At 32.3% G+C, this 23,062-nt stretch carries 21 protein-coding genes and 1 riboswitch; of the genes, 13 read left to right on the top strand and 8 right to left on the bottom strand.

Annotated features, from left to right (window positions below; all coding sequences use genetic code 11):
• The first annotated feature begins 176 nt into the window (after window positions 1–176).
• The 7 genes from J5E45_RS06285 (at window position 177) to J5E45_RS06255 (ending at window position 6,859) form a co-directional block, all read left to right on the top strand.
• Complete coding sequence (locus tag J5E45_RS06285) at window positions 177–2,297, top strand: BglG family transcription antiterminator (protein ID WP_208181847.1); 2,121 nt, start codon at window positions 177–179, stop codon at window positions 2,295–2,297.
• A 19-nt stretch (window positions 2,298–2,316) separates the two neighbouring features.
• Window positions 2,317–2,784 (top strand): PTS sugar transporter subunit IIA, encoded by a 468-nt coding sequence (locus J5E45_RS06280; RefSeq protein WP_069793384.1) that lies wholly within the window; start codon window positions 2,317–2,319, stop codon window positions 2,782–2,784.
• A 74-nt stretch (window positions 2,785–2,858) separates the two neighbouring features.
• Window positions 2,859–3,137: a PTS sugar transporter subunit IIB gene (locus tag J5E45_RS06275; protein ID WP_017724017.1), complete on the top strand. Its 279-nt coding sequence runs from the start codon at window positions 2,859–2,861 to the stop codon at window positions 3,135–3,137.
• Between the two features lie 129 nt (window positions 3,138–3,266).
• Window positions 3,267–4,526, top strand: a complete 1,260-nt coding sequence (locus tag J5E45_RS06270) for a PTS galactitol transporter subunit IIC (RefSeq protein ID WP_101050561.1) — start codon at window positions 3,267–3,269, stop codon at window positions 4,524–4,526.
• 20 nt (window positions 4,527–4,546) lie between these two features.
• Entirely contained in the window at window positions 4,547–5,578 is a 1,032-nt protein-coding gene (locus J5E45_RS06265) for a zinc-binding dehydrogenase (RefSeq protein WP_101050562.1), read from the top strand.
• Between the two features lie 51 nt (window positions 5,579–5,629).
• A complete protein-coding gene (locus tag J5E45_RS06260) occupies window positions 5,630–5,785 on the top strand; it encodes a hypothetical protein (RefSeq protein WP_172643878.1) in 156 nt (51 codons plus the stop codon).
• A 36-nt stretch (window positions 5,786–5,821) separates the two neighbouring features.
• On the top strand, window positions 5,822–6,859 hold the full coding sequence (locus tag J5E45_RS06255) for a galactitol-1-phosphate 5-dehydrogenase (RefSeq protein WP_208181846.1): 1,038 nt from the start codon (window positions 5,822–5,824) through the stop codon (window positions 6,857–6,859).
• Window positions 6,860–7,052: 193 nt separating this feature from the next.
• Here J5E45_RS06255 and J5E45_RS06250 read toward each other — a convergent pair whose 3' ends face one another.
• Both J5E45_RS06250 and fadH read right to left on the bottom strand, forming a co-directional pair.
• On the bottom strand, window positions 7,053–7,892 hold the full coding sequence (locus J5E45_RS06250) for a YitT family protein (RefSeq protein ID WP_039068182.1): 840 nt from the start codon (window positions 7,890–7,892) through the stop codon (window positions 7,053–7,055).
• A 329-nt stretch (window positions 7,893–8,221) separates the two neighbouring features.
• A complete protein-coding gene (fadH, locus tag J5E45_RS06245; RefSeq protein ID WP_069793381.1) occupies window positions 8,222–8,986 on the bottom strand; it encodes a 2,4-dienoyl-CoA reductase in 765 nt (254 codons plus the stop codon).
• A gap of 270 nt (window positions 8,987–9,256) precedes the next feature.
• Here fadH and J5E45_RS06240 point away from each other — a divergent pair, with 270 nt between their 5' ends.
• From J5E45_RS06240 to J5E45_RS06230, 3 genes are all read left to right on the top strand, one after another.
• The gene (locus J5E45_RS06240) at window positions 9,257–9,559 is read left to right on the top strand and encodes a PadR family transcriptional regulator (RefSeq protein ID WP_069793380.1); all 303 of its coding nucleotides are present in this window, start codon (window positions 9,257–9,259) and stop codon (window positions 9,557–9,559) included.
• Window positions 9,560–9,577: 18 nt separating this feature from the next.
• Window positions 9,578–10,732: a chromate efflux transporter gene (chrA, locus tag J5E45_RS06235; RefSeq protein WP_208181844.1), complete on the top strand. Its 1,155-nt coding sequence runs from the start codon at window positions 9,578–9,580 to the stop codon at window positions 10,730–10,732.
• A gap of 119 nt (window positions 10,733–10,851) precedes the next feature.
• Window positions 10,852–10,962, top strand: a riboswitch (SAM riboswitch).
• A 69-nt stretch (window positions 10,963–11,031) separates the two neighbouring features.
• Entirely contained in the window at window positions 11,032–11,205 is a 174-nt protein-coding gene (locus tag J5E45_RS06230) for a hypothetical protein (protein ID WP_176723101.1), read from the top strand.
• A 176-nt stretch (window positions 11,206–11,381) separates the two neighbouring features.
• Here J5E45_RS06230 and J5E45_RS06225 read toward each other — a convergent pair whose 3' ends face one another.
• Together J5E45_RS06225 and J5E45_RS06220 are read right to left on the bottom strand one after the other, a co-directional pair.
• Window positions 11,382–12,869 carry a DUF6056 family protein gene (locus J5E45_RS06225; RefSeq protein ID WP_101050564.1) on the bottom strand — a complete coding sequence of 496 codons (1,488 nt, stop codon included), beginning with the start codon at window positions 12,867–12,869 and terminating at the stop codon, window positions 11,382–11,384.
• A gap of 1 nt (window position 12,870) precedes the next feature.
• Window positions 12,871–13,818 (bottom strand): glycosyltransferase family 2 protein, encoded by a 948-nt coding sequence (locus J5E45_RS06220; RefSeq protein ID WP_069793377.1) that lies wholly within the window; start codon window positions 13,816–13,818, stop codon window positions 12,871–12,873.
• Between the two features lie 525 nt (window positions 13,819–14,343).
• On the opposite strand from J5E45_RS06220, the gene J5E45_RS06215 reads away from it, so the two are divergent.
• Both J5E45_RS06215 and J5E45_RS14355 read left to right on the top strand, forming a co-directional pair.
• The gene (locus J5E45_RS06215; protein WP_237282807.1) at window positions 14,344–15,261 is read left to right on the top strand and encodes an MFS transporter; all 918 of its coding nucleotides are present in this window, start codon (window positions 14,344–14,346) and stop codon (window positions 15,259–15,261) included.
• Window positions 15,218–15,526: an MFS transporter gene (locus J5E45_RS14355; RefSeq protein WP_237282806.1), complete on the top strand. Its 309-nt coding sequence runs from the start codon at window positions 15,218–15,220 to the stop codon at window positions 15,524–15,526. Before J5E45_RS06215 ends, J5E45_RS14355 begins: the two co-directional genes overlap by 44 nt.
• A gap of 110 nt (window positions 15,527–15,636) precedes the next feature.
• On the opposite strand, the gene J5E45_RS06210 is transcribed toward J5E45_RS14355, so the two are convergent.
• The gene (locus J5E45_RS06210) at window positions 15,637–16,908 is read right to left on the bottom strand and encodes a putative glycoside hydrolase (protein WP_208181843.1); all 1,272 of its coding nucleotides are present in this window, start codon (window positions 16,906–16,908) and stop codon (window positions 15,637–15,639) included.
• Window positions 16,909–17,271: 363 nt separating this feature from the next.
• On the opposite strand from J5E45_RS06210, the gene J5E45_RS06205 reads away from it, so the two are divergent.
• Window positions 17,272–17,880, top strand: a complete 609-nt coding sequence (locus J5E45_RS06205) for a GNAT family N-acetyltransferase (RefSeq protein WP_039068190.1) — start codon at window positions 17,272–17,274, stop codon at window positions 17,878–17,880.
• Between the two features lie 744 nt (window positions 17,881–18,624).
• Here the strand turns inward: J5E45_RS06205 and J5E45_RS06200 are convergent.
• The 3 genes from J5E45_RS06200 to J5E45_RS06190 all read right to left on the bottom strand — a co-directional run bounded on the left by J5E45_RS06200 (window position 18,625) and on the right by J5E45_RS06190 (window position 22,832).
• Window positions 18,625–20,331, bottom strand: a complete 1,707-nt coding sequence (locus tag J5E45_RS06200; protein ID WP_107548551.1) for an ABC-ATPase domain-containing protein — start codon at window positions 20,329–20,331, stop codon at window positions 18,625–18,627.
• Between the two features lie 437 nt (window positions 20,332–20,768).
• On the bottom strand, window positions 20,769–21,122 hold the full coding sequence (locus tag J5E45_RS06195) for a hypothetical protein (protein ID WP_039068192.1): 354 nt from the start codon (window positions 21,120–21,122) through the stop codon (window positions 20,769–20,771).
• A gap of 495 nt (window positions 21,123–21,617) precedes the next feature.
• Window positions 21,618–22,832 carry an MFS transporter gene (locus J5E45_RS06190; protein WP_039068193.1) on the bottom strand — a complete coding sequence of 405 codons (1,215 nt, stop codon included), beginning with the start codon at window positions 22,830–22,832 and terminating at the stop codon, window positions 21,618–21,620.
• Window positions 22,833–23,062: the final 230 nt, after the last annotated feature.

The following is a 23,062-nucleotide window of genomic DNA, read 5'->3' as shown; positions in this document are numbered from 1 at the left end:
ATGTCATCCTTGCAATCATTAAAACACCTCTCCCACTGCTCATAAATACAAAAAACTCTTTATATGTTTATTAATTTCACAATCTAATGAAAATCTTAGACCAATGATGTTCATTGAATATTGCAACGTTTATCACAATGATGTACATAAAATGAAATTGGATTTGTGTCTGATGAATGTACAACTCTTTGATGCTATGTGCTAAATTAGAATCAACAACAAGGGAGGGATTCAATATACAGACAGAAAACTTTAGCGTCATTACAGAATTGATTAAAAACCCTAGGCTTAAAGGCAAAGATCTCGAATTAATATTCAATATATCTCGTAGACAACTTGGCTATAGAATCCAAAAAATCAATACATGGTTAACTGAACAAAATTTACCTACGATAGAGCGTACTAGCCAAGGCTTCTTCATCGTTGATGACGCAATAAAGCATTTTCTTAATGTATATATTGAGCCTTTACCACAGGAAAATGAGCAAGTATATACTGCTTGGCAGCGCGCGCACCTCATTTTACTGATGTTGTTTAAAGAAGATGAAATGTTATCGTTAAATCACTTTTCTATCGATTTAAAAATTAGTAAGAACACTGTATTAAACGATTTAAAACAATTAAAGTCACTACTAGAACCATATAATATTACGCTGAAATACTCACGACAAAAGGGCTATCATTTAAAAGGTAATGAATTTGAAATAAGAAAACTTTTAACTAATTTAATTGATAAAGCATATACACTAAACATTTTAAATGATGATATTTTGGATGTTTTAGGCTTACACAAAGACAAACTTCAAATAATCGATACACAAATTAATAAAATCGAACAGTATTTAGAGAGCAATTTTATAGATCAAAGTACACAAACGTTACGTTATAAACTCTATTTTATTATTAGAAGAATCCAACATAATAAAATTGTTTCACCCTTCTCAATTGGCTATGATGATCTCTCTGACACTGAGGAATATCGAGCAACAGAAATACTTACTTCAAATTACTCTGATATACCTCGACAAGAAAAACTGTTTATAGCATTACAACTTTTATCAACAAGTGTGCAATGGTCAGAACTAGATGATTCAACGTTTTTACCAGAATTAAAAGTAGCACTTCAGTCTATGCTTGATCAATTTGAAAAAATCACTTTTATCACCTTTAAAGAACGTGAAACATTACTTAATCAATTAATGTTTCATATGAAGCCAGCTTTTTACAGAATTAGATATCAATTATCTGACGTCGAAAGTTTACAGAATACTCTGAAAGATGATTATAAAGAATTGTTTCACCTTGTAAAACTCTCTTCTAAACCAATGGAAAAAATATTACGACAACCTCTGCCCGATAATGAAATTGCATACTTAACCATTATTATCGGGGGCATTTTAAGAAGGCAAGATGAAGACATTGATAAAAAAGTGAAAGCAGTTGTTGTCTGTACACAAGGAACCTCAATTTCTCAATTAATGTTACAAGAACTACGAAGTGTATTTCCTGAATTTATATTTTTAGATGCGTTATCACTACGCGAGTTTAACCACTATACTCTCGATTTTGATGTAGTCTTTTCTCCAATGCACATCATGACGAATAAGAGATTATATATTACTAAAACGATATTAACCGCTAAAGAAAAACATCATCTACGTCAACACGTATTTGGTCAACTTAATAATACGTTCGACACTGATATATACGCTCAAAAAATGGTAGCAATGATACGTGAACACGCTGATATTCATAATGAGGACAGCTTATTGAATGAAATTAAACAACAGTTCGATTCGATTCATGCTTATACATCAATCGAATCGTCTTCAATATCGTTAGATTATCACTTAAATTTGCAGGATTTGTTACCTATAAATCATATTCAACTAATCTCGCACGTTGAAAGTATAGAGGAAGCCATACAAGTTGCTGCTAAACCACTTTATAGTCAGCATTATATAGATGCTAATTACATTGATTCTATGATTCAATATTTCGATGAAACGTACATGGTTATTAATCAAAATATCGCAATACCACATGCAGAAAACGAACAAAATGTGAATCGCACCTCTATGAGTATGTTGGTATTAGATGAACCATTAACACTAAAAACAGGACATAATGTAAATATATTTGTAATTATTGCAGCAACAGATAAATTTAAACATTTAAGACCTCTATTACAATTACGAGACTTGGCTCAAGACACTGAAATGGTACAAAAAATTATAAAAACTGATTCAAAATCACAAGTTTTCGAAGTCATTAAACACTTTTCAATTATAGAGTAAATCAAAGGGGTTGGGCCATATGGAAAGTTTAAAATTAGATACATCTAACATCATTATTGGATTAGAGGCTGCGACAAAAGAAGATGCATTAAGTCAACTAGCAAAACGTATGTACAACAATGGGTACGTAAAAGCGTCTTATGAAAATGCAGTTATTGAAAGAGAAGCATCCTTTGCTACAGGCTTACCTACAGTGTATTGTTCGGTAGCAATTCCACACACGGACATTCAACACGTTAATTCAAAGTCTATCGGCGTGGCTGTACTTAAAGAAACCGTACCTTTTGTCATTATGGGGGAACTTGAAGCAACAACAGATGTAAAATTAATTTTTATGCTCGCAATGGATAAAGAAGATGCACAACTATCATTACTCCAAAAGTTAATGGGAATTTTTCAAAACAATAAAATACTTGAAGCCATTGCAAATTCAGCAGATGGCAATGAAATCATAAATATTATTGAACATGAAATCAAAGAAGTATAAGTACCCTTTAAAAAAATGAAACATTTTAAGGATATATTTAAAAAGTTAAGATCAAAAATTAGGAGGAATTTATTATGAAACAAGTATTAGTAGCATGTGGTGCAGGTATTGCAACATCAACGGTAGTGAACAGTGCAATTGAAGAAATGGCGAAAGAACACAACATCAAAGTAGATTTAAAACAAATAAAGATTTCTGAGGTAGGTTCGTATGTTGATACAGCAGACTTATTAGTTACAACTGCTATGACGCAAAAAGAATACGATTTCCCTGTTATTAATGCACGTAACTTTTTAACTGGTATTGGGGTTGAAGACACTAAAAAAGAAATTTTAGATGCATTACAAAGCTAATGAACCATTTATTAAAATAATCATACGAACTGTTGGGATAAATACCGTAACAATTTTTTTTATAGTTATAACAAAGTGACATCTTAATTTATACCAATAGTACTTTATATAAAGAGGATGGTGTAAGGGATGAGTGGATTTGTAGATTTTATTCAAGCTTTTTTAGATTTAGGGGCAACAGTTATACTTCCTATCGTTATATTCCTATTAGGATTATTCTTTAGGCAAAAAGTGGGCGCAGCATTTAGGTCAGGTCTGACAATTGGTGTTGCATTTGTTGGGATTTTCTTAGTTATTGACTTACTAGTTAACAACCTTGGCCCTGCTGCTCAAGCCATGGTTAAAAACTTAGGGGTTAGTTTAAATGTCATTGATGTAGGTTGGCCAGCAACGTCTTCTATTGCATGGGCCTCTACAATTGCTGCATTTATTATTCCTTTAGGCATTGTCGTTAACATCGCAATGTTATTAACAAAAACAACACGTACTATGAACGTAGATATCTGGAATTTCTGGCACTATACCTTTATGGGTGCCATGGTTTATGCAATATCTGGCAGTATTTGGCAATCTTTAATAGCCGCTGCAGTATTCCAAATTGTTTGTCTAAAAGTGGCTGATTGGACTGCGCCAATGATGAGTAAGTTTTATGACTTACCTGGCGTGTCTATTGCAACAGGTAGTACCATTTCATATGCTCCAGGTATTTTCTTAGTAAAAGGATTGCAAAAAGTACCTGTAATTAAAAACTTAAATGCAGATCCTGAAACGATTCAAAAAAGATTCGGTGCATTTGGTGAATCTATATTCGTTGGTTTAGTACTAGGTTTAGCAATTGGCTTATTAGCAGGCTACAACGCTGGCGACGTGATAAATCTTGGTATGTCAATGGCTGCAGTTATGGTGCTGATGCCTCGCATGGTTAAGATTTTGATGGAAGGTTTAATGCCTGTTTCAGAATCCGCACGTACATGGCTAAACAAACGTTTTGGTGATCGCGAAATCTACATTGGCTTAGATGCAGCTGTTGCATTAGGCCATCCAGCAGTTATCGCAACCGCTTTAATTCTAGTACCTATCACCGTATTGTTAGCTGTTATTTTGCCTGGTAACCAAGTGCTACCTTTTGGTGACTTAGCAACCATTCCGTTTGTTGTCGCTTTTATTGTAGGTGCTGCTCGAGGAAACATTATACACTCAGTTATTGTTGGCACAATCATGATTGCAATTTCCTTATATATCGCAACTGATGTCGCACCGATATTCACAAGTATGGCAGAAGGTACAAATGTGAAAATGCCATCCGGTTCATCACAAATTTCAAGTATAGACCAAGGCGGTAACATCTTAAACTATATTATATTCAAATTCTTTGGCTTATTTAATTAACTTATAGGAGCTGACTAAACATGAAAGCACTCGTTAAAACTAAAGAAGGTTTTGGAAACCTAGAATTATTAGATACAGAAACGCCTTCCCCGAATGAAGATGAAATAAAAATAAAAGTCCATTATGCAGGTATTTGTGGTACAGACATTCACACATACGAAGGACATTATAAAGTGAATTTTCCTGTTATACTAGGCCACGAATTCTCAGGAGAAGTTGTAGAAGTCGGTACAAATACTACAAATTTTAAAATCGGAGACCGTGTTACTTCAGAAACAACATATTACATTTGTGGGGAATGTGACTATTGCCAAAACGGTGATTATAACTTATGTAATCATCGTAAAGGCTTGGGTACTCAACAAAATGGTGGTTTCACGCAATACTTAATTACTCCAGCAACTAGCGCCCATCACATACCCGACAATGTTTCTTACAAAGCTGCTGCGATGACTGAACCTTTAGCCTGCGCGCACCATGCCGTCTCTAAAATTGACATCCAACCTGAAGATGTTGTCGTTGTTATTGGCCCTGGTCCTATTGGATTGTTAGTCGCTCAAGTTGTTAAAAGTAAAGGCGCTAAAGTTATAATCACTGGATTGAATAATGATCAAGCAAGATTAAATAAAGCAAATGAGCTTAACTTAGACCATGTAGTTAATATTCAAAATACTGATTTGAAATCATATGTAAATAAAGTCACTAATGGTTATGGTGCAAATGTCGTATTAGAATGTTCTGGCGCAATACCTGCCGCCAAACAAGGATTAGATATTTTACGTAAAAAAGGACAATATGTTCAAGTTGGTATCTTTAAAGATAGCGAAATCCCATTCAATTTAGAGCAAATAGTTCAAAAAGAATTACGTGTTGTAGGTACTAGAAGCCAAAAACCAGCAGATTGGGAGCCTTCTTTACAACTACTAAGCTGTGGAGAAGTCGACGCAGAATCTCTTATTACAAACGAACTTGATATTACACAATGGACAGAAGGATACGACCATATAAAGAGTGGTGAAGGTATCAAAGTATTACTTCGCCCTATCGAATAATTCTCAAAATAGTCATCGTTAATATACAAACGATAAAAGGAGCGTAAAAATATGGTAGAACTAATGTTGGATTTCATGCTTGGACCCTTGAGAAATATTACAGATTTATATATGAACAACTTACTATACGCGAATACCATCGTCATTCTCAGTTACTTTGTCGTTAAATTTTTTAAAAAGAGAAAAACAACTTCTGAGCAAGGTTAATTCATTTCATATTTACAAGTTAAGAGGTGACAACATTTGAAAGCTTTAAACTTATATGGCATTGAAGATTTAAGATATGAAGAAACAACACCACCTGAAATTGACAACAGCAATGATGTTATTATCAAAGTAGTAGCAACGGGCATTTGCGGTTCCGACAATTCGCGTTATAAAAAATTAGGACCTTACCGAGCAGGTACACCATTTGGCCATGAGTTCTCAGGTACTGTTCATAGTGTAGGGAATGATGTAAAACATTTATCTATTGGTGATGCCGTGACAGGATGCCCTGCGATTGTATGCCACAAGTGTGAACAATGTGAAAAAGGTGCGTATTCTAGATGTGAAAATTTATATGTCATAGGTTCTTATGAACCCGGATGTTTTGCAGAATACGTTAAACTCCCAGCTCATAACGTCTTAAAGTTACCTAATAATGTAGATTTTGATACGGCCGCTATGGTTGAACCGTCTGCAGTGGTAGCACATGGGTTTTATAGAACAACAATGAAGCCCGGTGCGACTGTGGCTGTCATCGGTTGCGGAAGTATTGGATTACTGGCCTTACAATGGGCTAAAATATTTGGTGCTGCTAAGACTATTGCTATAGATATAGACCCCAACAAATTAGAAATTGCTAAAACACTTGGTGTTGATTATATAATTAACTCTAAAGAGGAAAATTTAAATGACGTTATTAAAACACTCCCTTATAACATAGATGTAGCTGTGGAATCAGCTGGCTCACCATTTACTATAGGACAAGTCTTAACATTACCATCTAAAGGTGGTGAAGTCTTACTACTTGGTATACCTTATTCAGATATTGAAATAAACCGTGAACACTTTGAAAAAATATTACGTAATGAGCTCAATGTGATTGGTTCTTGGAATGGCTTATCTGCGCCATTTCCAGGCCAAGAATGGCATGCATCACTACATTATATGTCTACTGGGAAAATCAAAGTACATGCTATGATTTCAGATTATCTAGATTTGGCGCAAGGCCCTGCAATATTTGATGCAATAGTAAATAACAAGAAACATTTTAACAAGGTGATTTTCCATCCATAATTAATACATTAACTTTAGCTGTAATGAGATCTATACCAATAGATTTATTTACAGCTGTTTTTAACTTTAAAAGACCCGAGGCTTCGACATAAACCACGGGTCTTCTAAATATTAACCATATAAGCAATAAATAACTAGTTGAAACAACGCAATCGTTTTATAAAAAGTTGATTTACGCTTTACAATGCCAAATTTATTGTAGTTTCATAAATCCATTACCTAAGACGTCGCGCACATCATGGATAACTAGAAATGCATTTTCATCATGTGCGTTAACAATTTTTTTAATTCTAGCTAATTGGTTTTGCGGTACGACAACGTAAAGTACATTCGTTTCTTTACGTTCATAGCCGCCCACACCATTTAATAGTGTGGACCCTCTACCTGTTTCATTATTAATATCTAAACTGATATCTTTATTATAATCTGAAATAATCGTAATCGCTTTTTTCGGATTAAACCCTTCTATAATAAATGTCATACTCTTTTCAACAATAAAAAGCATTACAATCGTATACAATACGTTTTGGACCGGAAGTACAATTAAGAAAGATAATACAATGATTGAATCTAAAATAAACAATGCCTGTGATGTCTTTATCTCGCTATATTTGTTAATAATTTTAGCGATGACAGAAGTACCACCTAATGTACTTCGTGCGGAAATCACTAGTCCGCTTCCAATCCCAATTAACACACCAGAAAATACTGTATTGATAAAATCAGATTCCAGATTCATATTAAATGATTCAGTCAATCCTAAAAATGCTGAACTCGAAATAACAGTGATTAAAGTATAAATAGCAGTAGTTTTACTTAAATATTTCCAACCTATCGCAATCAATATCATATTTATAATCAAGGAAGTAAGTGCCGGCGATAAACCTAATGTATATTTTAAGTTTAATGAAATACCAACTGTCCCCCCTTCCCCTAAATTAGAAGCAATGACAAACGCATTGATACCTATACTAATAAGAAACGTACCTAAAATACAAAAACATATATTTTTAAAATGGATTTTATACCACATCCCTTAAACACCTCTTTTCTCAATTATTTAAAAACACACATACATCTATCAGTATTACATTTTTTCTAAAAAAATTAGACGATATAAAAAGAAACTTTCTAGTTATTGAACCAAAAAGTTTCGTAAATTAAAGCTCTATATTAATTTTTAACACAAGTCTATATCATAGTAGAAAAGGTCAGTAATTTCAATTGAATGAGGTTAAATTAAAATTGTATCGGTTAACTAATTTATATTTTAGTTCTATGTGCTAACTAAAATACTGTAAGAACGATATTCACAATTAGTTTTATGGTATATATTAATTAGTTATTCTTGTCATACCTTAATTAAAATGGGTTTTGATTCAGCCATTGGCCGCCATCCATAGCCATACAGGCACCATTTATATAGCTGGCTTCCTCTGATAATAGGAACTTAGCCAAACCTGCTATTTCTTCTGGTTGTCCCATTCTACCTAACGGAACACTATCAAGCGTTTGTTGCTTAGCTTCTTCTGATAAACTTAGTTTTCCTGATCCACCTGTATTATCAATCGGACCTGGCGCAATTGCATTGACTGTAATGCCATATTTACTTCCCCACTCTACTGCGAGCGTTCTAGTCATGGATAATACACCAGCTTTAGCACTTGCTGAGTGCACTACTCCAACGCCAGCTCTCCATGCATAGGTCGCCACCATATTGATAATGCGCCCTTGTTGGCCATTTTTTATCCATTCTTTACCTACAGCTTGTGTACAGTACCAAGTCCCATTAAGGACAATATCTATAACAGAATTCCAACCATTGAGTGATAAATCTTCTGCCGGACATAGAAAATTACCTGCCGCATTATTCACCAAACCATCGATTTTTCCAAATGTTGCTATTGTTTTATCTACTGTGTATTGAACCCTTTCAGGGTCTCTCACATCCATATCTATACATAACACTTGTCCTTCAAACTTTTCCATTTCAGCTTTGGCCGCTTCCAACCGCTCTAAAGAACGACCAGTAATGACTACATTTGCCCCTTCATCCGCAAATCTTGTCGCCATTGCTTTTCCCATCCCACTGCTACCGCCTGTCACAATTATCACTTTGTCTTTCATGTGCATTCTCCTTTTAAAAACTGATTTAAACCAACACGTCAAATTTCTAAAGTAAGCGTTTACACATAATTGTACCTTACTTATCTATCATTAGTAAATCATCTTAATTGTTGTTAATTTCACTTATAAAAATATATAAATTGATAATTATTATAAGTTTTTAAAATTTATGTAAATTTAGCCAAAAGCATCGTGATACATGATATATTGTCCTTGATATCGAAAACCGATATCGGATTATGTTATTAATTATTAAAGGGGCTGGTTGATATCGACTCTAAATTAGAAAGACGTATGTTTCTTGGTTTCATTTATATCCATATTTTGCATCATGCTAATGAACATCCTATTTATGGTAGCTGGATGATGGAAGAGTTAATAACACATGGTTATACAATAAGTGCTGGAACACTATATCCTCTCTTACACCGAATGGAAGATGAGTCATTACTTGTTAGTGAAAAAACTGTTGTTGCCGGTAAGCAACGTAAAAACTATAAAATCACTCCATTTGGTAAGCAAATGTTAGAAAAAAGTCATCAGAAATTAAAAGAAATCGTCGGAGAAATTTAATCTAGGAGGGGATTTGTTATGAAATATCTTGAAGTATTTCTCGTAGCTCTAAGGTTAGGCTGCACTTCATTTGGTGGTCCAACAGCACACCTTGGTTACTTCTATGATGAATACGTAAAACGAAGGCAATGGCTTACAGAACAACAATACACCAATTTAGTAGCATTATGCCAATTTTTACCCGGACCTGCTAGCAGCCAAGTTGGATTCGGTATTGGTATAACTAAAGCAGGTTTGGTCGGCGGTATAATTTCATTTATTGGATTTACACTTCCCTCAGTGATTGTACTAATGCTTTGCGCAACTTTTCTCTTAGCTTACAGCAATGATTTAGGTTGGACGCACGGCCTAAAATTAGTAGCCGTTGCAATTGTACTAAATGCTATTATTGGCATGGGACAAAAATTATTACCCGATTTAAAAACAAAAATTTTAGCCTTGTTCACATTAGTAGTAGCTATAACGGTTATTCATCCACTATCGCAATTAGGTGCGTTGATTGCAGTGGCTATAGTTGGATTAGCGATTTTCAAACAAACAGATGAAGATAAAGTATCGATAAAAATATTTAATATTCCACGAATAGTAGGTGCCATCTCTCTTATACTATTTTTTAGTCTTTTAGTAATCTTACCTATATTGAATTTTGTCACTAACAATTCATGGATTAACATGATTGATAACTTTTATCGTTCTGGCGCACTTGTATTCGGTGGCGGACATGTTGTCTTACCTTTGTTAGAACAATCATTTGTAGCAACTGATATGATTAGTGCTAATGACTTTTTATCAGGTTACGCATTAACACAAGCAGTTCCAGGACCGTTATTTACTTTTGCTGCATATATTGGAACTGTTATGTCTGGTGTTTTAGGGGGAATAGTTGCAACAATAGCTATTTTCTTACCTGCCTTTTTATTATTAGTTGGCGTTTTACCTTTTTGGGAACACGTACAATCAAACCGCTATGCAAAATCAATGTTAAAAGCGGTCAGTGCTGGCGTAGTAGGTATTTTAATTGTAGCTTTTTATGATCCAATATTCACATCCTCAATAAAATCAAATATGGACTTTGCATTTGCTGCTACATTGTTTGTATTATTGGCATATTGCAAAGCACCATCTTGGTTAATTGTAATTTTAGGTTTATTGATCGGCTTAATCTTTTATTAATTAAAAAGTGCGTTTTTTGACTATTTAAAATAAATATACCGTCATAAAAATTTTTTCTACGATATATTTATTTGCTAATTGAGTGAACATTCGTTACAATGTTTTAAAATAGAATAGTTCTCTTATTAAGAGTGAGTGGAGGGACTTGGCCCTATGAAACTCCAGCAACAGCTCAAACGAGCGATGTGCTAAATCCAACAGTTTTTAATTTACGAACTGACAGATGAGAAGATGTGCGGAAGCTCTTCTTATCTAAGAAGGGCTATTTTATTTGTAAAAAAATAAAAGGTGGTAATTTTATGAAATCATTGCACGAATTATTCATAGAACTTGAACGTTGGGAAAATCATGTACCTAATAACATGATGAGTAACATAGCTAAACTAGAACATATCAAAAAGTTAAAGCGTGAAATTTTGGGCCGTATAGATATTCGTGACTATAAAGCAATTATATTGGAAAAAGAATTATAAAATATGACTATTTTGTCTCGAGCTAAATTTCTCGTCTGACTTATATTTTGATAACTAAAAAGTTATAGAAATACAAAAGGGAGTGGCATGACGAAATCATTTCAATAACATATGATTTCTACCCACTCCCTTTTTGTATTTATGATTGGTATTTATATCTTTTCCGCTTAAGTATCCTATTTATGTTTACCACCAAAAGGCACATATTTTATTTTGGTGTCTTTTGGTATACCTTCATATTGGTTAAATAATGCTTGGTATCTTGCACTTGTAGGCGTAGCATGATGCAAATAATGTTCGAAAGGTAATTTTTCCATCGTATAAACTTCTTTTTTAGGGTGTGCTTTTATCTCTTCTTTTAACTGTATAATACGCGTTTCATTTTTTTGATAAATATAGAAAAACGTTCCTAGATATAAGGTTCCGCAACCAACTGCTAACACAACCGCAATCTGTTTCCAAAGTTGATTAGTAATATTTAGTTGTGAAAATAGTAGCAATAAGATAATGACATACAATGCAGAAACTGTATAAAAATTTCTTGGTCCTAAAGGAGATACAATAATTAATGGCGCACATACTAACAAAATAGCTGCCAGTAATAAATATAATGTATATTTTATTTCCTTCAGCTCAACCACTAGATGAATTGCTAAAATTAACGCACATAAAAACCATATACAAACTAATGTATTAACTAAATTAGCAATAACAAGTATATGAAAATTTTGTAACTCAAATTGTTCATAAATAAAGAAGTAGTATATTGGCAAAAATAATAATCCAGTTATAACAAATACTTGCAATAATTTAGAGCGTGTAAATAACGTACCACTTCTGAATAATAGTGTAATAACAACACCAATAATCATTAAGATTATCATTATTTGGTTAAAAACCACCCAATCTGGCAGTACGGTTGTTACTGTGTTTGTCACTTTATCAACGATGCCGGTGTCACTAGATACTTTTTGATAATCACTGCCCTCAAAAAATATTTTGCGGTAATTAGGATTTATAAACATCAAAATCATCCCTAGTGATGAAATTGCCAAACCTAATAGGAATTTAGGGTTCAACTTTCTATAAAGTAATACGTTTAATATGATTGCTAAAAATAAAATCATCGTATTGAATAATGTTGTATTTTCCATAAAAAATTGTCCAACAAAACAGACACAATAAAACAAAATATTAGTTACAGGATCTAAACTTTTCTGCTTAAATAAAATTGTTGAGATATACCATATAATAAACAGCACACAAAAAGTTGCAGGAACATAATTATAAAATCCGGCGAACCAACCATAAGTTTGTTTATATATTTCACTTGGTATCGTAACCATTAGGATAAATGCATACAAATAATAATAAACACGCTTGTTATCATTCACAAAACGTCCAATTATCCATATAATCGAAGCGCTAAAAATGGCATAAGTCAGCCATCTAAACCAATCAAACCGAACAGCAATAATTTCTAACATGTTACCTAAATAACGCCCGTTCAAATTTGCAAAGTGTTCTTGAAGCATTTGAACCCCATAATGACTATACCAATCCCAATCGTCATGTGTTAATGGCGTAAATATTGCCATAAAAATATAAAATATAAATAGAACTGTTACTGTAAGATACGATTTTTTTATCTTAATCGGTTTCATATTATTCCACCTCTTGTTCATTCAAATTTGTTTGACGAACAATATAGAGTGGTCGTTGTTTCACTTCATAATAAATTCTTCCGATATACTCTCCAATCACTCCTAATGAAGTTAACTGTATCCCGCCTAAAAATAATACAGAGAAAATTGTTGTAAAATATCCTGGTGTAGAAACACCATAATTTATCGTGTAAATAAAGTTAAATAAAATATAGAGAAAACTCATCCCACAAATAAAAAGACCTAAATAAATAATGGCACGCAATGGCTTATTATTAAATGAAATCAAACCATCTATACCATAATTTAATAATGAGCTAAATGACCATTTAGACTCTCCATCTACGCGATTTACATTTTGGTATTCAATGATTTTCGGTTCAAAACCAATCCACGCAAATAAGCCTTTAGAAAACCTATTATACTCTCCCATATTCACAATTTCTTTAACTGCCCGCTGACTTAATAATCTAAAATCACCAACACCATCTTCTAATGTAACATCAACCATTTTATTGATGATTGTATAATATAATTGTGACACGCGTTTACGAATTAAATTTTCACCTGCTCTATCTCTTTTGGCCACAATTTGATCTTCACCTTCTCTAAAGTACTTAATCATTTGTGGAATTAGTGTTGGTGGATGTTGTAAATCGCCATCTAAAATAATTAAAGCTTCAGCTTCTACACTGGCCTTCAATCCAGCATACATTGCAGACTCTTTACCGAAGTTTCTTGAAAATGATATGTATTTTACTGCATAATCTTGTTGTGCCAATTGTCGAATAATAGATAAAGTGTTATCTTTGCTCCCATCGTCTACAAAAAGCAATTCATATTTATAATTATTGTTGCGACTGTCTTGTTGCATAATTTCTGTTAATTCAGCGTATGTTTTTTCAATAACGCTTGCTTCATTAAAACACGGAACTAAAATTCTAATCATAAAATAACGTGCTCCTCATTTATATTTACTTATATTAAAATTAACTTATTTTATATTATACAATACGTTTATACAGTAATGTAGTTTTATTTACATTATATTGCATTTAATTTTTGACGCTTCGAAAAATAATATTCAAACGGGGGGAAGTTAGATTTATGTAATAGTTCTCTAAATTGATCATATATTGTATTGTTATTTGAGTTTTGGGAATGTATCATTTAGTTATTAAATTTTTATTAAAAGGACAACTTAACAATGGTAACTGTATATTTAAAACCTATTAGATTAAAAAATTATTTAAGACATGAAAAACCTGTGGTTTCGGGAGTAGTCTATCATTTTTTAATTCAATATATACAAAGACAGTGACCAATTTTTATTATTGAAATCTTTATCAATGCCTGCTTGGATTTGTATATTTTAACAATATATTATATAAAGACACTTTGGTTACCAAAGTGTCTTTTTTGTGTTAATTTTGATAAATTTTAAATTTAAACTTATAGAAACGAGGCATTCATTATGCAAACCAATAAACTTTGGACTAAACAATTTATCAGTGTATCGTTGATTAACTTTCTACTAACTTTAGTCTTTTACTTACTTATGGTTACCATTGCAACTTTTGCAATTAATCATTATCAATCTTCGATAAGTCAATCAGGACTCGTCAGCGGTATATTTATTATCGGTGGTGTTATTGGTCGGCTGTTTGCTGGATATTTTATTAATAGGTTCGGGCTTAAGCGCTTGTTACTAATCACCATCATAATCTGCTTAGCTATCATCAGTATTTATTTTATTAATACCAACGTTCAATTCCTGATTTTAATACGTTTACTACATGGAATTCCTCATGGAATGGCATTAACAATCATTAGCTCAATTGCTACACAAATCATCCCAGAATCTCGAAAATCTGAAGGTATTAGCTACTATAGTATGAGTACGACTTTAGCAACTGCATTCGGCCCTTTTCTTGGTATATTAATGATTCATTATATTTCATTTTCTATACTATTCAGCTTTTGTTTTATCATAATGTGTATCGCTTTAATCATGAGCATTTTTATTAAAGCACCAAAAAGTTCTGAATTCAAAACGGCTTCCGTTAATTTAGAAAAAGGTACATCGTTTCTTAAAAATATCATTGAGCCAAGAGTCATACCTGTTGGTTTAATCATTTTATTATTAAGTTTTGCATATTCTGGGGTATTAACTTACCTGAATTTATATGCGAGTCAATTAAATTTAACAAGTATAGCAAGTTTATTCTTTGTTGTTTATGCCATTGTTGTTTTACTAACACGCCCAGCTGCCGGTAAACTCATGGATAATAGAGGAAACCACATCGTTGTATATCCAGCAATCATTTTCTACGCGATTAGTATGTTTTATGTTAAGTCAAGTTACAAGCGGAATTATATTACTATTAATTAGCGCCATTATGGGATTAGGTTTCGGTAACTTACAATCTGCAACACAAGTTCTAGCAGTTAAATCTGCACCAATTTCTCGTATAAGTATTGCCACATCAACCTATTTCATCTTTTTTGATGCTGGTTTAGGCCTCTCTCCATACTTATTAGGTTATGTAACGCCTTTAACTGGCTATGGAAATATGTATGCTATCATGGGTATAATCATAATAATTACTGGAATACTGTACTTCTTCTTAATTCAAAACAAAAAATTAAATGTATAAAATAAAGACGTAACACGTTGAAATAAATTTGAACGTGCTGCGCCTTTTTATTAATGTGTATTTAATTTAATGTGAGATGATTGTTCTAGCTAGATTTTTATCTGACTAAATTACTTTTCATTTTTATTGTCTTTATTATCTTTATTGCTTTCTTCGTCTTTGTCCTCTTTCTTTAACTCTTCTTTATTCTGTTCTAGTTTTTCTTTATTTGCTTCAGGAGTATAATCTACACCTTGAGTATAATCATTGGCCGCATTCCACAATAGGTACTCTTTAATTCCATGATCTTTAAGCGCTTGTATTTGTGCTTCAACAGCTTTACTGTCATATTCTATATATTTACCTTCACCTAAATATCGTGCTGTAAAGTCTTGTAACCACGGGCGAGACTTCGGTTTTTTATCACCTAATTTATTTAAAACAGACGTTTCTTTATCTAAATAATGATCAACTGCTTCATAAGGTTCCTTATCTGGCGCTTCTAAACCAAAATCACCTGAGCTCCAATGTGATGGATAAATCATAGATGAAATAGCATCTGTATTTTCGGCTATTTTAGGAAAACTTTGGCCTATACCTGGTGCTTCTTCAACCATTGCTGCATAACCAAATACGTCAGCTGATATCTCAGCACCATAAGGTTTTAATTCTTTACGAGCAGTTTTTAGGAATTGTGTAATAGTATCTACACGTTGATCAACATCACTTAATTCACTATTTTTATAGTCGCCTTTATCATATGTCAAGTTGCTTTCTACATTTTCAAACGCTTCTGGGAACCTTACATAGTCATATTGAATGTCTCTAAAACCTGCTTTTGCTGCTTCCTTAGAGACATTAATGTTATATTTCCATACATCTTTCACGAATGGATTAACAAATTTATCGCCACCATCACTTTCCCATACTGAACCATCTGTTTGCTTAAATGACCACTCAGGATGACTTTCTGCTAAATTTTTATCTTTAAAAGTAACAATTCTGGCAATAGGATAAATATCTTTTTCTTTCATTTTATTAAGTAACGGCTTCGCATCTACGATATCTAATGTATGTTTATCAATTTCTTTATTACCAGTGTTAAAGTTTATAGTAACGTTACCCGAATCATCTTTAACATCTATCACCATTGCATTTAAATCACTTTCATCAATAAACTTTGTAAGCTCTTTAAATTTTTCACCATTGGTCGCATCGGCACTTACATATATCCCTCTCACTCCATCTTTCGGATATTTCACATCATTACTGCTTTTAGCAGATTGGCTCTTCTTATTTTCTTTATTCGCTTCGTTGTCTTCATTTTTCGTATCGTTATTGGAACAACCCGTGATTATCAATGCACCAGTTAAAACTGTTGATAAAATCCATTTACCCTTCATTTAGCATAAGCTCCTTAATTAATATATATTGTGCCACTTAATTCGTCTACATTCCAAGTTTAACTAACGTACTTTGTATTGTAAACGTCTTTTTAAAAACAATATTTATTAATTAAATTTTATGACAGTATACCTTACTTAATTTTATTTAATAAGCGCCAATAAATAAAACAACTAATATGAATGACACTACTCTATTTTACAGGGTATAGAAGAGTGCCTTCACACATCCCGATGACTACCTCGCATCAACTCAACATGAATCACTTCTTAAATTAGTATACTAACTTAATTAATTACACTAAATTTTTTTAATTAGATGGGTATAAGTTTATTACAATTATATTTTAAGGAGCATAAATAATGAACAATTCAAAAATTATACCAGCTTATCCACAATTACAAGATGGTGGCTATTTTCACCTACTAGCCATAGATGATATGGCAAAAGTTTTATTTTATACACAAGACACTAAAATACTTATTCAAAAGATGCAGCAGTTATGGGAACAACCTGGGAACCGTTTTAGTTATGAGAATACAATGCTTGCAATGATTGATGGGCAAGTGGCAGGAGCTATATCATGCTTGCCTTACAGTGATCTTCAGCAACAAACATTTACTACTGTATGGCAAATTGCAAAAATTCAAAAGTTGCAGTTAGTCCCTCAGTTCTTACATGCATTTAAAGATATAATCTCCCTTATAAGATTAGATGAAGGCAATACAGATGAGTATCATGTGAGTATGTTAGCAACACTTCCTCAATTCAGAGGTATGGGTGTGGGACGTGCTTTACTTGAATACGCTGAACAACTTGCGTTACATAAAGGTTATACAAAAATTTCGTTAACTGTTGAAGTTGAAAACATTACTGCCCAACACTTATATGCTAAACAAGGCTTTAAAATTATCGGTCAATCTGGAAATAGTAATGCTAAAGTTTATAAAATGCGTAAAATGGTTAAGTAATACTCCTATTTTCAACCATTATTACTTTTTAATCATTAAATAATATATATAAATAAAACTAAGTACTATAAAACTTAGAAAAACCAAGAACATCGATAATATAAAATTTTGCTCAATTACAAGTATTGAGCATATAATAATAAGCGTGGCACAAGTCAGGCAACAAACAAAAATTTTAACTAAACGATTAACTTTATGTTTTGGAACTCTATCTGCTTCAATTGAGGCAATAATGTTAATATTCTTTGTCCTAAAAATATATGTTGAATACGAAAAGTTAATAATTATGCATAACAAAATAATAAGAATATTTATTTTCATAATTGCAAACTTCCAAAATCAAGTTATTACTTCAGAGATATAAGAAAATTCATATTTTACATCTCTAGGACTCAAATAAATTTTCAAACCTTATTTGCTATTCGCTGTAAAGTATAACTGCCGTTTCATTTTTAATTGGTTATCATTTGCTGTCGGTTCTCCAAATTCCACAAAATTATTTGTTATTTATACTATCACCTCTAAGTAAAAAACTATCAATATAACTCATTTTAAATATAGCATAACTTTTTTATTTTAATTATAATATTTTAAAACGCTTAATTTTTGAGCCTTTTAATTTAAATAAAAAATACATAGTTAGAGTTATATTTTTTATGTGCTGCACGTTTTATTACTCTAGTTATTATAATTTTAAAGGGTTGCCATCGTAATATTTAACAATGGCAACCCTTTTTATAATTATTAATTTTTCACTTTTAGTCCACGGTAACGATTAAGTGCTGCACAAAACTCTTGTTTTCTTGGTAGCGCTAAGTTACCCGGGTGCCCTTCAAATGACGATATTACATCTAAACCTTGGTCTTGAATAACTGTATATAATTTATCTGCAGCTTGAGATAACGTATCTTGCTCATTTAACAAGTGACTTTGATAATAATTAATCATTGCTGCTAAACATTGAGTTTGACTTGTATCCACCAACTGTTCCAAACCGGAAATATCGATAAGCTCTTTGCCATATAAAATGGAATAACGTCCTTTTACTTTGAAACGGTTGTCTTTTCCTTTTTTATTAAAACTAGATTTTAACGGCACTCTAGCAGGAAGATTGCCAAATTCGCTATTATTTGTAGCCTTTGTTGTATTATCTGTTGTTTGGGCAATCGCTTTAGCGTTTTCAGTGACATCTTTTAAGACATATTCATCCATCATTAATACCTGGTCAGCAACCTCAAAATAATCACCTGAGCCGCCTACAATTAAAATAGTAGAAACATCATGATCTTCATACAGCGGTTTTACTTTACTTGCAAATGGTGTGATAGGTTCTTTTTCGGGCGCAATTAAGCGTTGCATACGGCTATCCCTAATCATAAAGTTAGTAGCTGAAGTATCTTCATCAATCAATAATAGTGAGGTCCTCGCTTCTAATGCTTCCATAACATTCGTTGCTTGAGATGTACTGCCACTCGCATTTTCAGTGGAAAACTGATGCGTATCTTTATTTCCCGGTAAATTATTTATAAATGGACTAATATTTACCTTCTCAATATGGCGACCATCTTCAGCTCGAATCTTCATGGCATCATGACATGTAATAACATATTCTCTACCATCTCCATCAATATGGTTATAGATACCACGCTCGAGCGCTTCAAGTACAGTAGATTTGCCATGAAAGCCTCCACCAACAATTAATGTAATACCTTTAGGTAGCCCCATTCCAGTGACTGTCTTTCCACTTGGCATAGCCATTTGTACTTCCACATTTTTAGGACTTGTAAACGCAACTGCATTAGCTAAATGCTTATCTGAAACGCCACTTTTGCGCGGTAATATCGAACCATTCGCAATAAATGCAACAAGACCTCGACGTTCAAGTTCCTCACGAATAAAAGCTTGATCTAGCATTAACGTAACCTGTGTATCTAATTTCGCATGATCAATATTTTTATAGAGCAACGCTTCATGTACAATGTTGGGCAGTATTTCTACTAATGTATTTGCCGCAGCTTTCCCTAAAATTTTTCTTCCTGCCGCTGGCAAACTAATTTCAAGTCTTACTTCGATATTATGTTCATTGATTACTACAGCTGTGCGTTCTAAAATTTCTTGGCCACATTGATCTATAGCAATGTTTGATGCAGCTTTTGCATTTTGGCTGTTTCGCTTAAATGAACTTATACTTTCATTAAAAGTTCGCGTTAAAAAGTCTGCTACGGCGATAACTTTATCTTTGGTGTCCAATAAGTTGTTAGGGATATTCGCTGTGTCTCTACTCATCACTACCCTCATTTTAGATGGAGGCGCGTATGGATCCACTTGGGTATGGTCTATCGCAAGTCGAAACTGTTTGAATTGATATATACCTTTAAGTCTTTTATAAGCACCATATTTCTGTCCATCTAAGGATTTCAATATTTGCGCTAACTCCGTTGCATTTTTCACTAGAAAACCTCCTAAAGTGGTTAGACGAATTTTTTATTTCCAAAATAATTTTAAGATAAGTATAAGACAATGAAATTGATGTGTACAATAAAATTAATCTTATGCTAAAACTATTTGCAATTACGTTCAAACCTATTCTGCTATTCACAATATTTTGTTTTTAAAAAGTATTGTTGAAAGAAAAGATGCAATTTACAGCGATCCGATAGAAGAACAATTACTTTAAGTCATCTTAAAAGTGGCTTTTTATTTTTTATGTTATATGAATCTATCACCATATATTACTTTACATATATAAAGACTTTTCATCATATCACAACGCTATTTTCTGCATAATTAAAAAATAAAATCACATATGTTAGTAGCTATCCAACCACAATAAAAACACTTTCGCTTATTTCATCTTTAAAATGAAATCATGCGAAAGTGTTTTTATTTTAATCTACTAGTATATATTTGTTCGCCTCTTGTGTTTCTAAAAGCGTTAAATGTTTCGTTGCATCCATGAGCGAATCAAGTGATTTTTCAAAGTAAATTATTGTAGCTTGATATAAACCGTTGCCACAATCTTGAAGTGTCGTTCTCACATTGTCTTCACCAATCAATGCGATTGCTTTTTTGGACTGCTGTATATGTGTTTCTAAAGCTTCTATTGTTACAACATCACTTTTCTCAATACAAAAGTAAACCTCTTCTAGATTTATTTTTTCTATTCTTTTCAAGTAATGTGTGTTCATTGGTTGTAATTTATATTTTTCATTTTCTACATTTTCAATTGTAGATTTAAGCATAATCAAGCTCCTTGTCTGTTGTTCTTTATTCTCTTTATTTTCACTATTTAAATCATATATGCCATAGTTACTTTTCTATTATTAAGTCGTTGGTTTTAATTTTTCGCAGTACATCAATTAAGAAGTCAATGTTCTTATTGCTTTTCCTCCTCTAAATTTAAAAGTACTCGTCAGTAAGTTTTGAAGTTTTATGTCACATTTTATTGTGTATTTATACACCTCGAAATACACACAATACTCAATATAGTATAAATTTATACATAAATAAAGCGAAAATGTATTATAACGAATAAATTAATTATTGTTAAATGAAACCTAATAAGAATTAAAATTTTTTATCATCTTTATCAAATACACATTCATATATTTTCAATAAACCTATTTCGAACAATCAACTGTTTTAACAATACTTTTAACATAAAATAAACCTCCCACTATTATAATTAGTGAGAGGCTCTCGCTTATATATAAAATTTTATGATAATCAAATCTTTATTAATCAATTGTTCTATATACTTTAGAGTTCATTAGAATAAACAACCATACGACGATACTGGCTGTGGCTGAAATTGCTAAAACATTAAAAATTGAAATATCCATTGTATTTAATCCTGAAATAACAACATATGAAATTGGATCGAAACCAGTCATTGCAAGGAAGATTAAACTCATGACTCTGCCTGTCACCTTTTCATCTGAAAATTCTTGAGCCATGGTAATAAACGGAATATAAACAATTGTATATGAAAACCCTATTAAGAATAATAATACTATTTGCCAAATTAAATCTGTTACTTGTGTAAATGCTAAGAATATTAAAAGCATAGCTAATAATGTAAATAATGTTATTTTCCCTCTAACTTTAGTTAAAGTGACGATACTTAGTAATACTGTTCCTGAAAGCATACCTACACCTAAGCTCGATTGTAAGTAAGTTAAATTGATAGGCGTACCTCCCGAAGCTTCTACTAATATAGGTATACCTACACTTAAAGCTCCCAGACCAAAAAAGTTAGCAGTAACAAGAATAATAATTCCTGTAATTAAAAAACGGGATGATTTTACATAACGGAACCCTTCAATAATATCTTTAATCGGCGTTTCATTGGAACGTTCTGGTACTTCCGTTTCCTTGATAAAGGACGGGAAAACGAATATCGCTGATAAAAATACAAAGATTAGCGCGACGTAAAAACTTGTTGCGATTGAAAAGTTTTCCATAATCATACCTGCAACAATTGGTCCAAGTATAAATGATATTTGAGTACCCCCTTGGAAAAGAGAATTAGCTCTTTGGAGTTGCGCTTGTTTAACTACTTTAGGAATCAATGAGGTACATGCAGGACCAAAAAATGCGTCTAACATACCGAAAAAAGCAGCTAAAATCATTAAAGGAATTAATGAAAGTTGATTATTAATAATAAGAAAATAGAGGATCACCAAAACAGCAGCTTCTGCAATATTTGAATAATACATAATCGTTGTTTTCTTAAATTTATCAGCTACCATACCACTAAATGTCATCATTAGTAATCTAGGCACCGTAGCCGATACTAATATGTAACCTAATGCCATGGACGATTGTAATTCTTTAACTGCATACCATGTAATCGTTGTTAAAATTGTACTAAATCCAATCATGGCAAAAATACCTGCTGCTAACATGAGCATGTATGTACGATTGAATATAAGTTTGTTAGATGTTGTCAATTTTATTCCTCCTAAATTGCAATTAGATGTTGTCCGTTTCTCGATATGTAATCCAATAGATCTTGATGCTTATTTAAATTGCTCATGTATGGCTTATTTATTCTATTTCAAAGGACAAATACTATAATTACACATTTTTTATTATTAAATTTATTTATCATGTTATAATTATAACAAACATTATCTATATTTTATAATTTATATTTGCACTTTTTATTCTAGGAAGAAAA

It is taken from the genome of Staphylococcus shinii, from assembly GCF_017583065.1.
Taxonomy (GTDB): Bacteria; Bacillota; Bacilli; order Staphylococcales; family Staphylococcaceae; genus Staphylococcus; species Staphylococcus shinii.
This window is presented reverse-complemented; position numbering and strand designations above follow the sequence as displayed.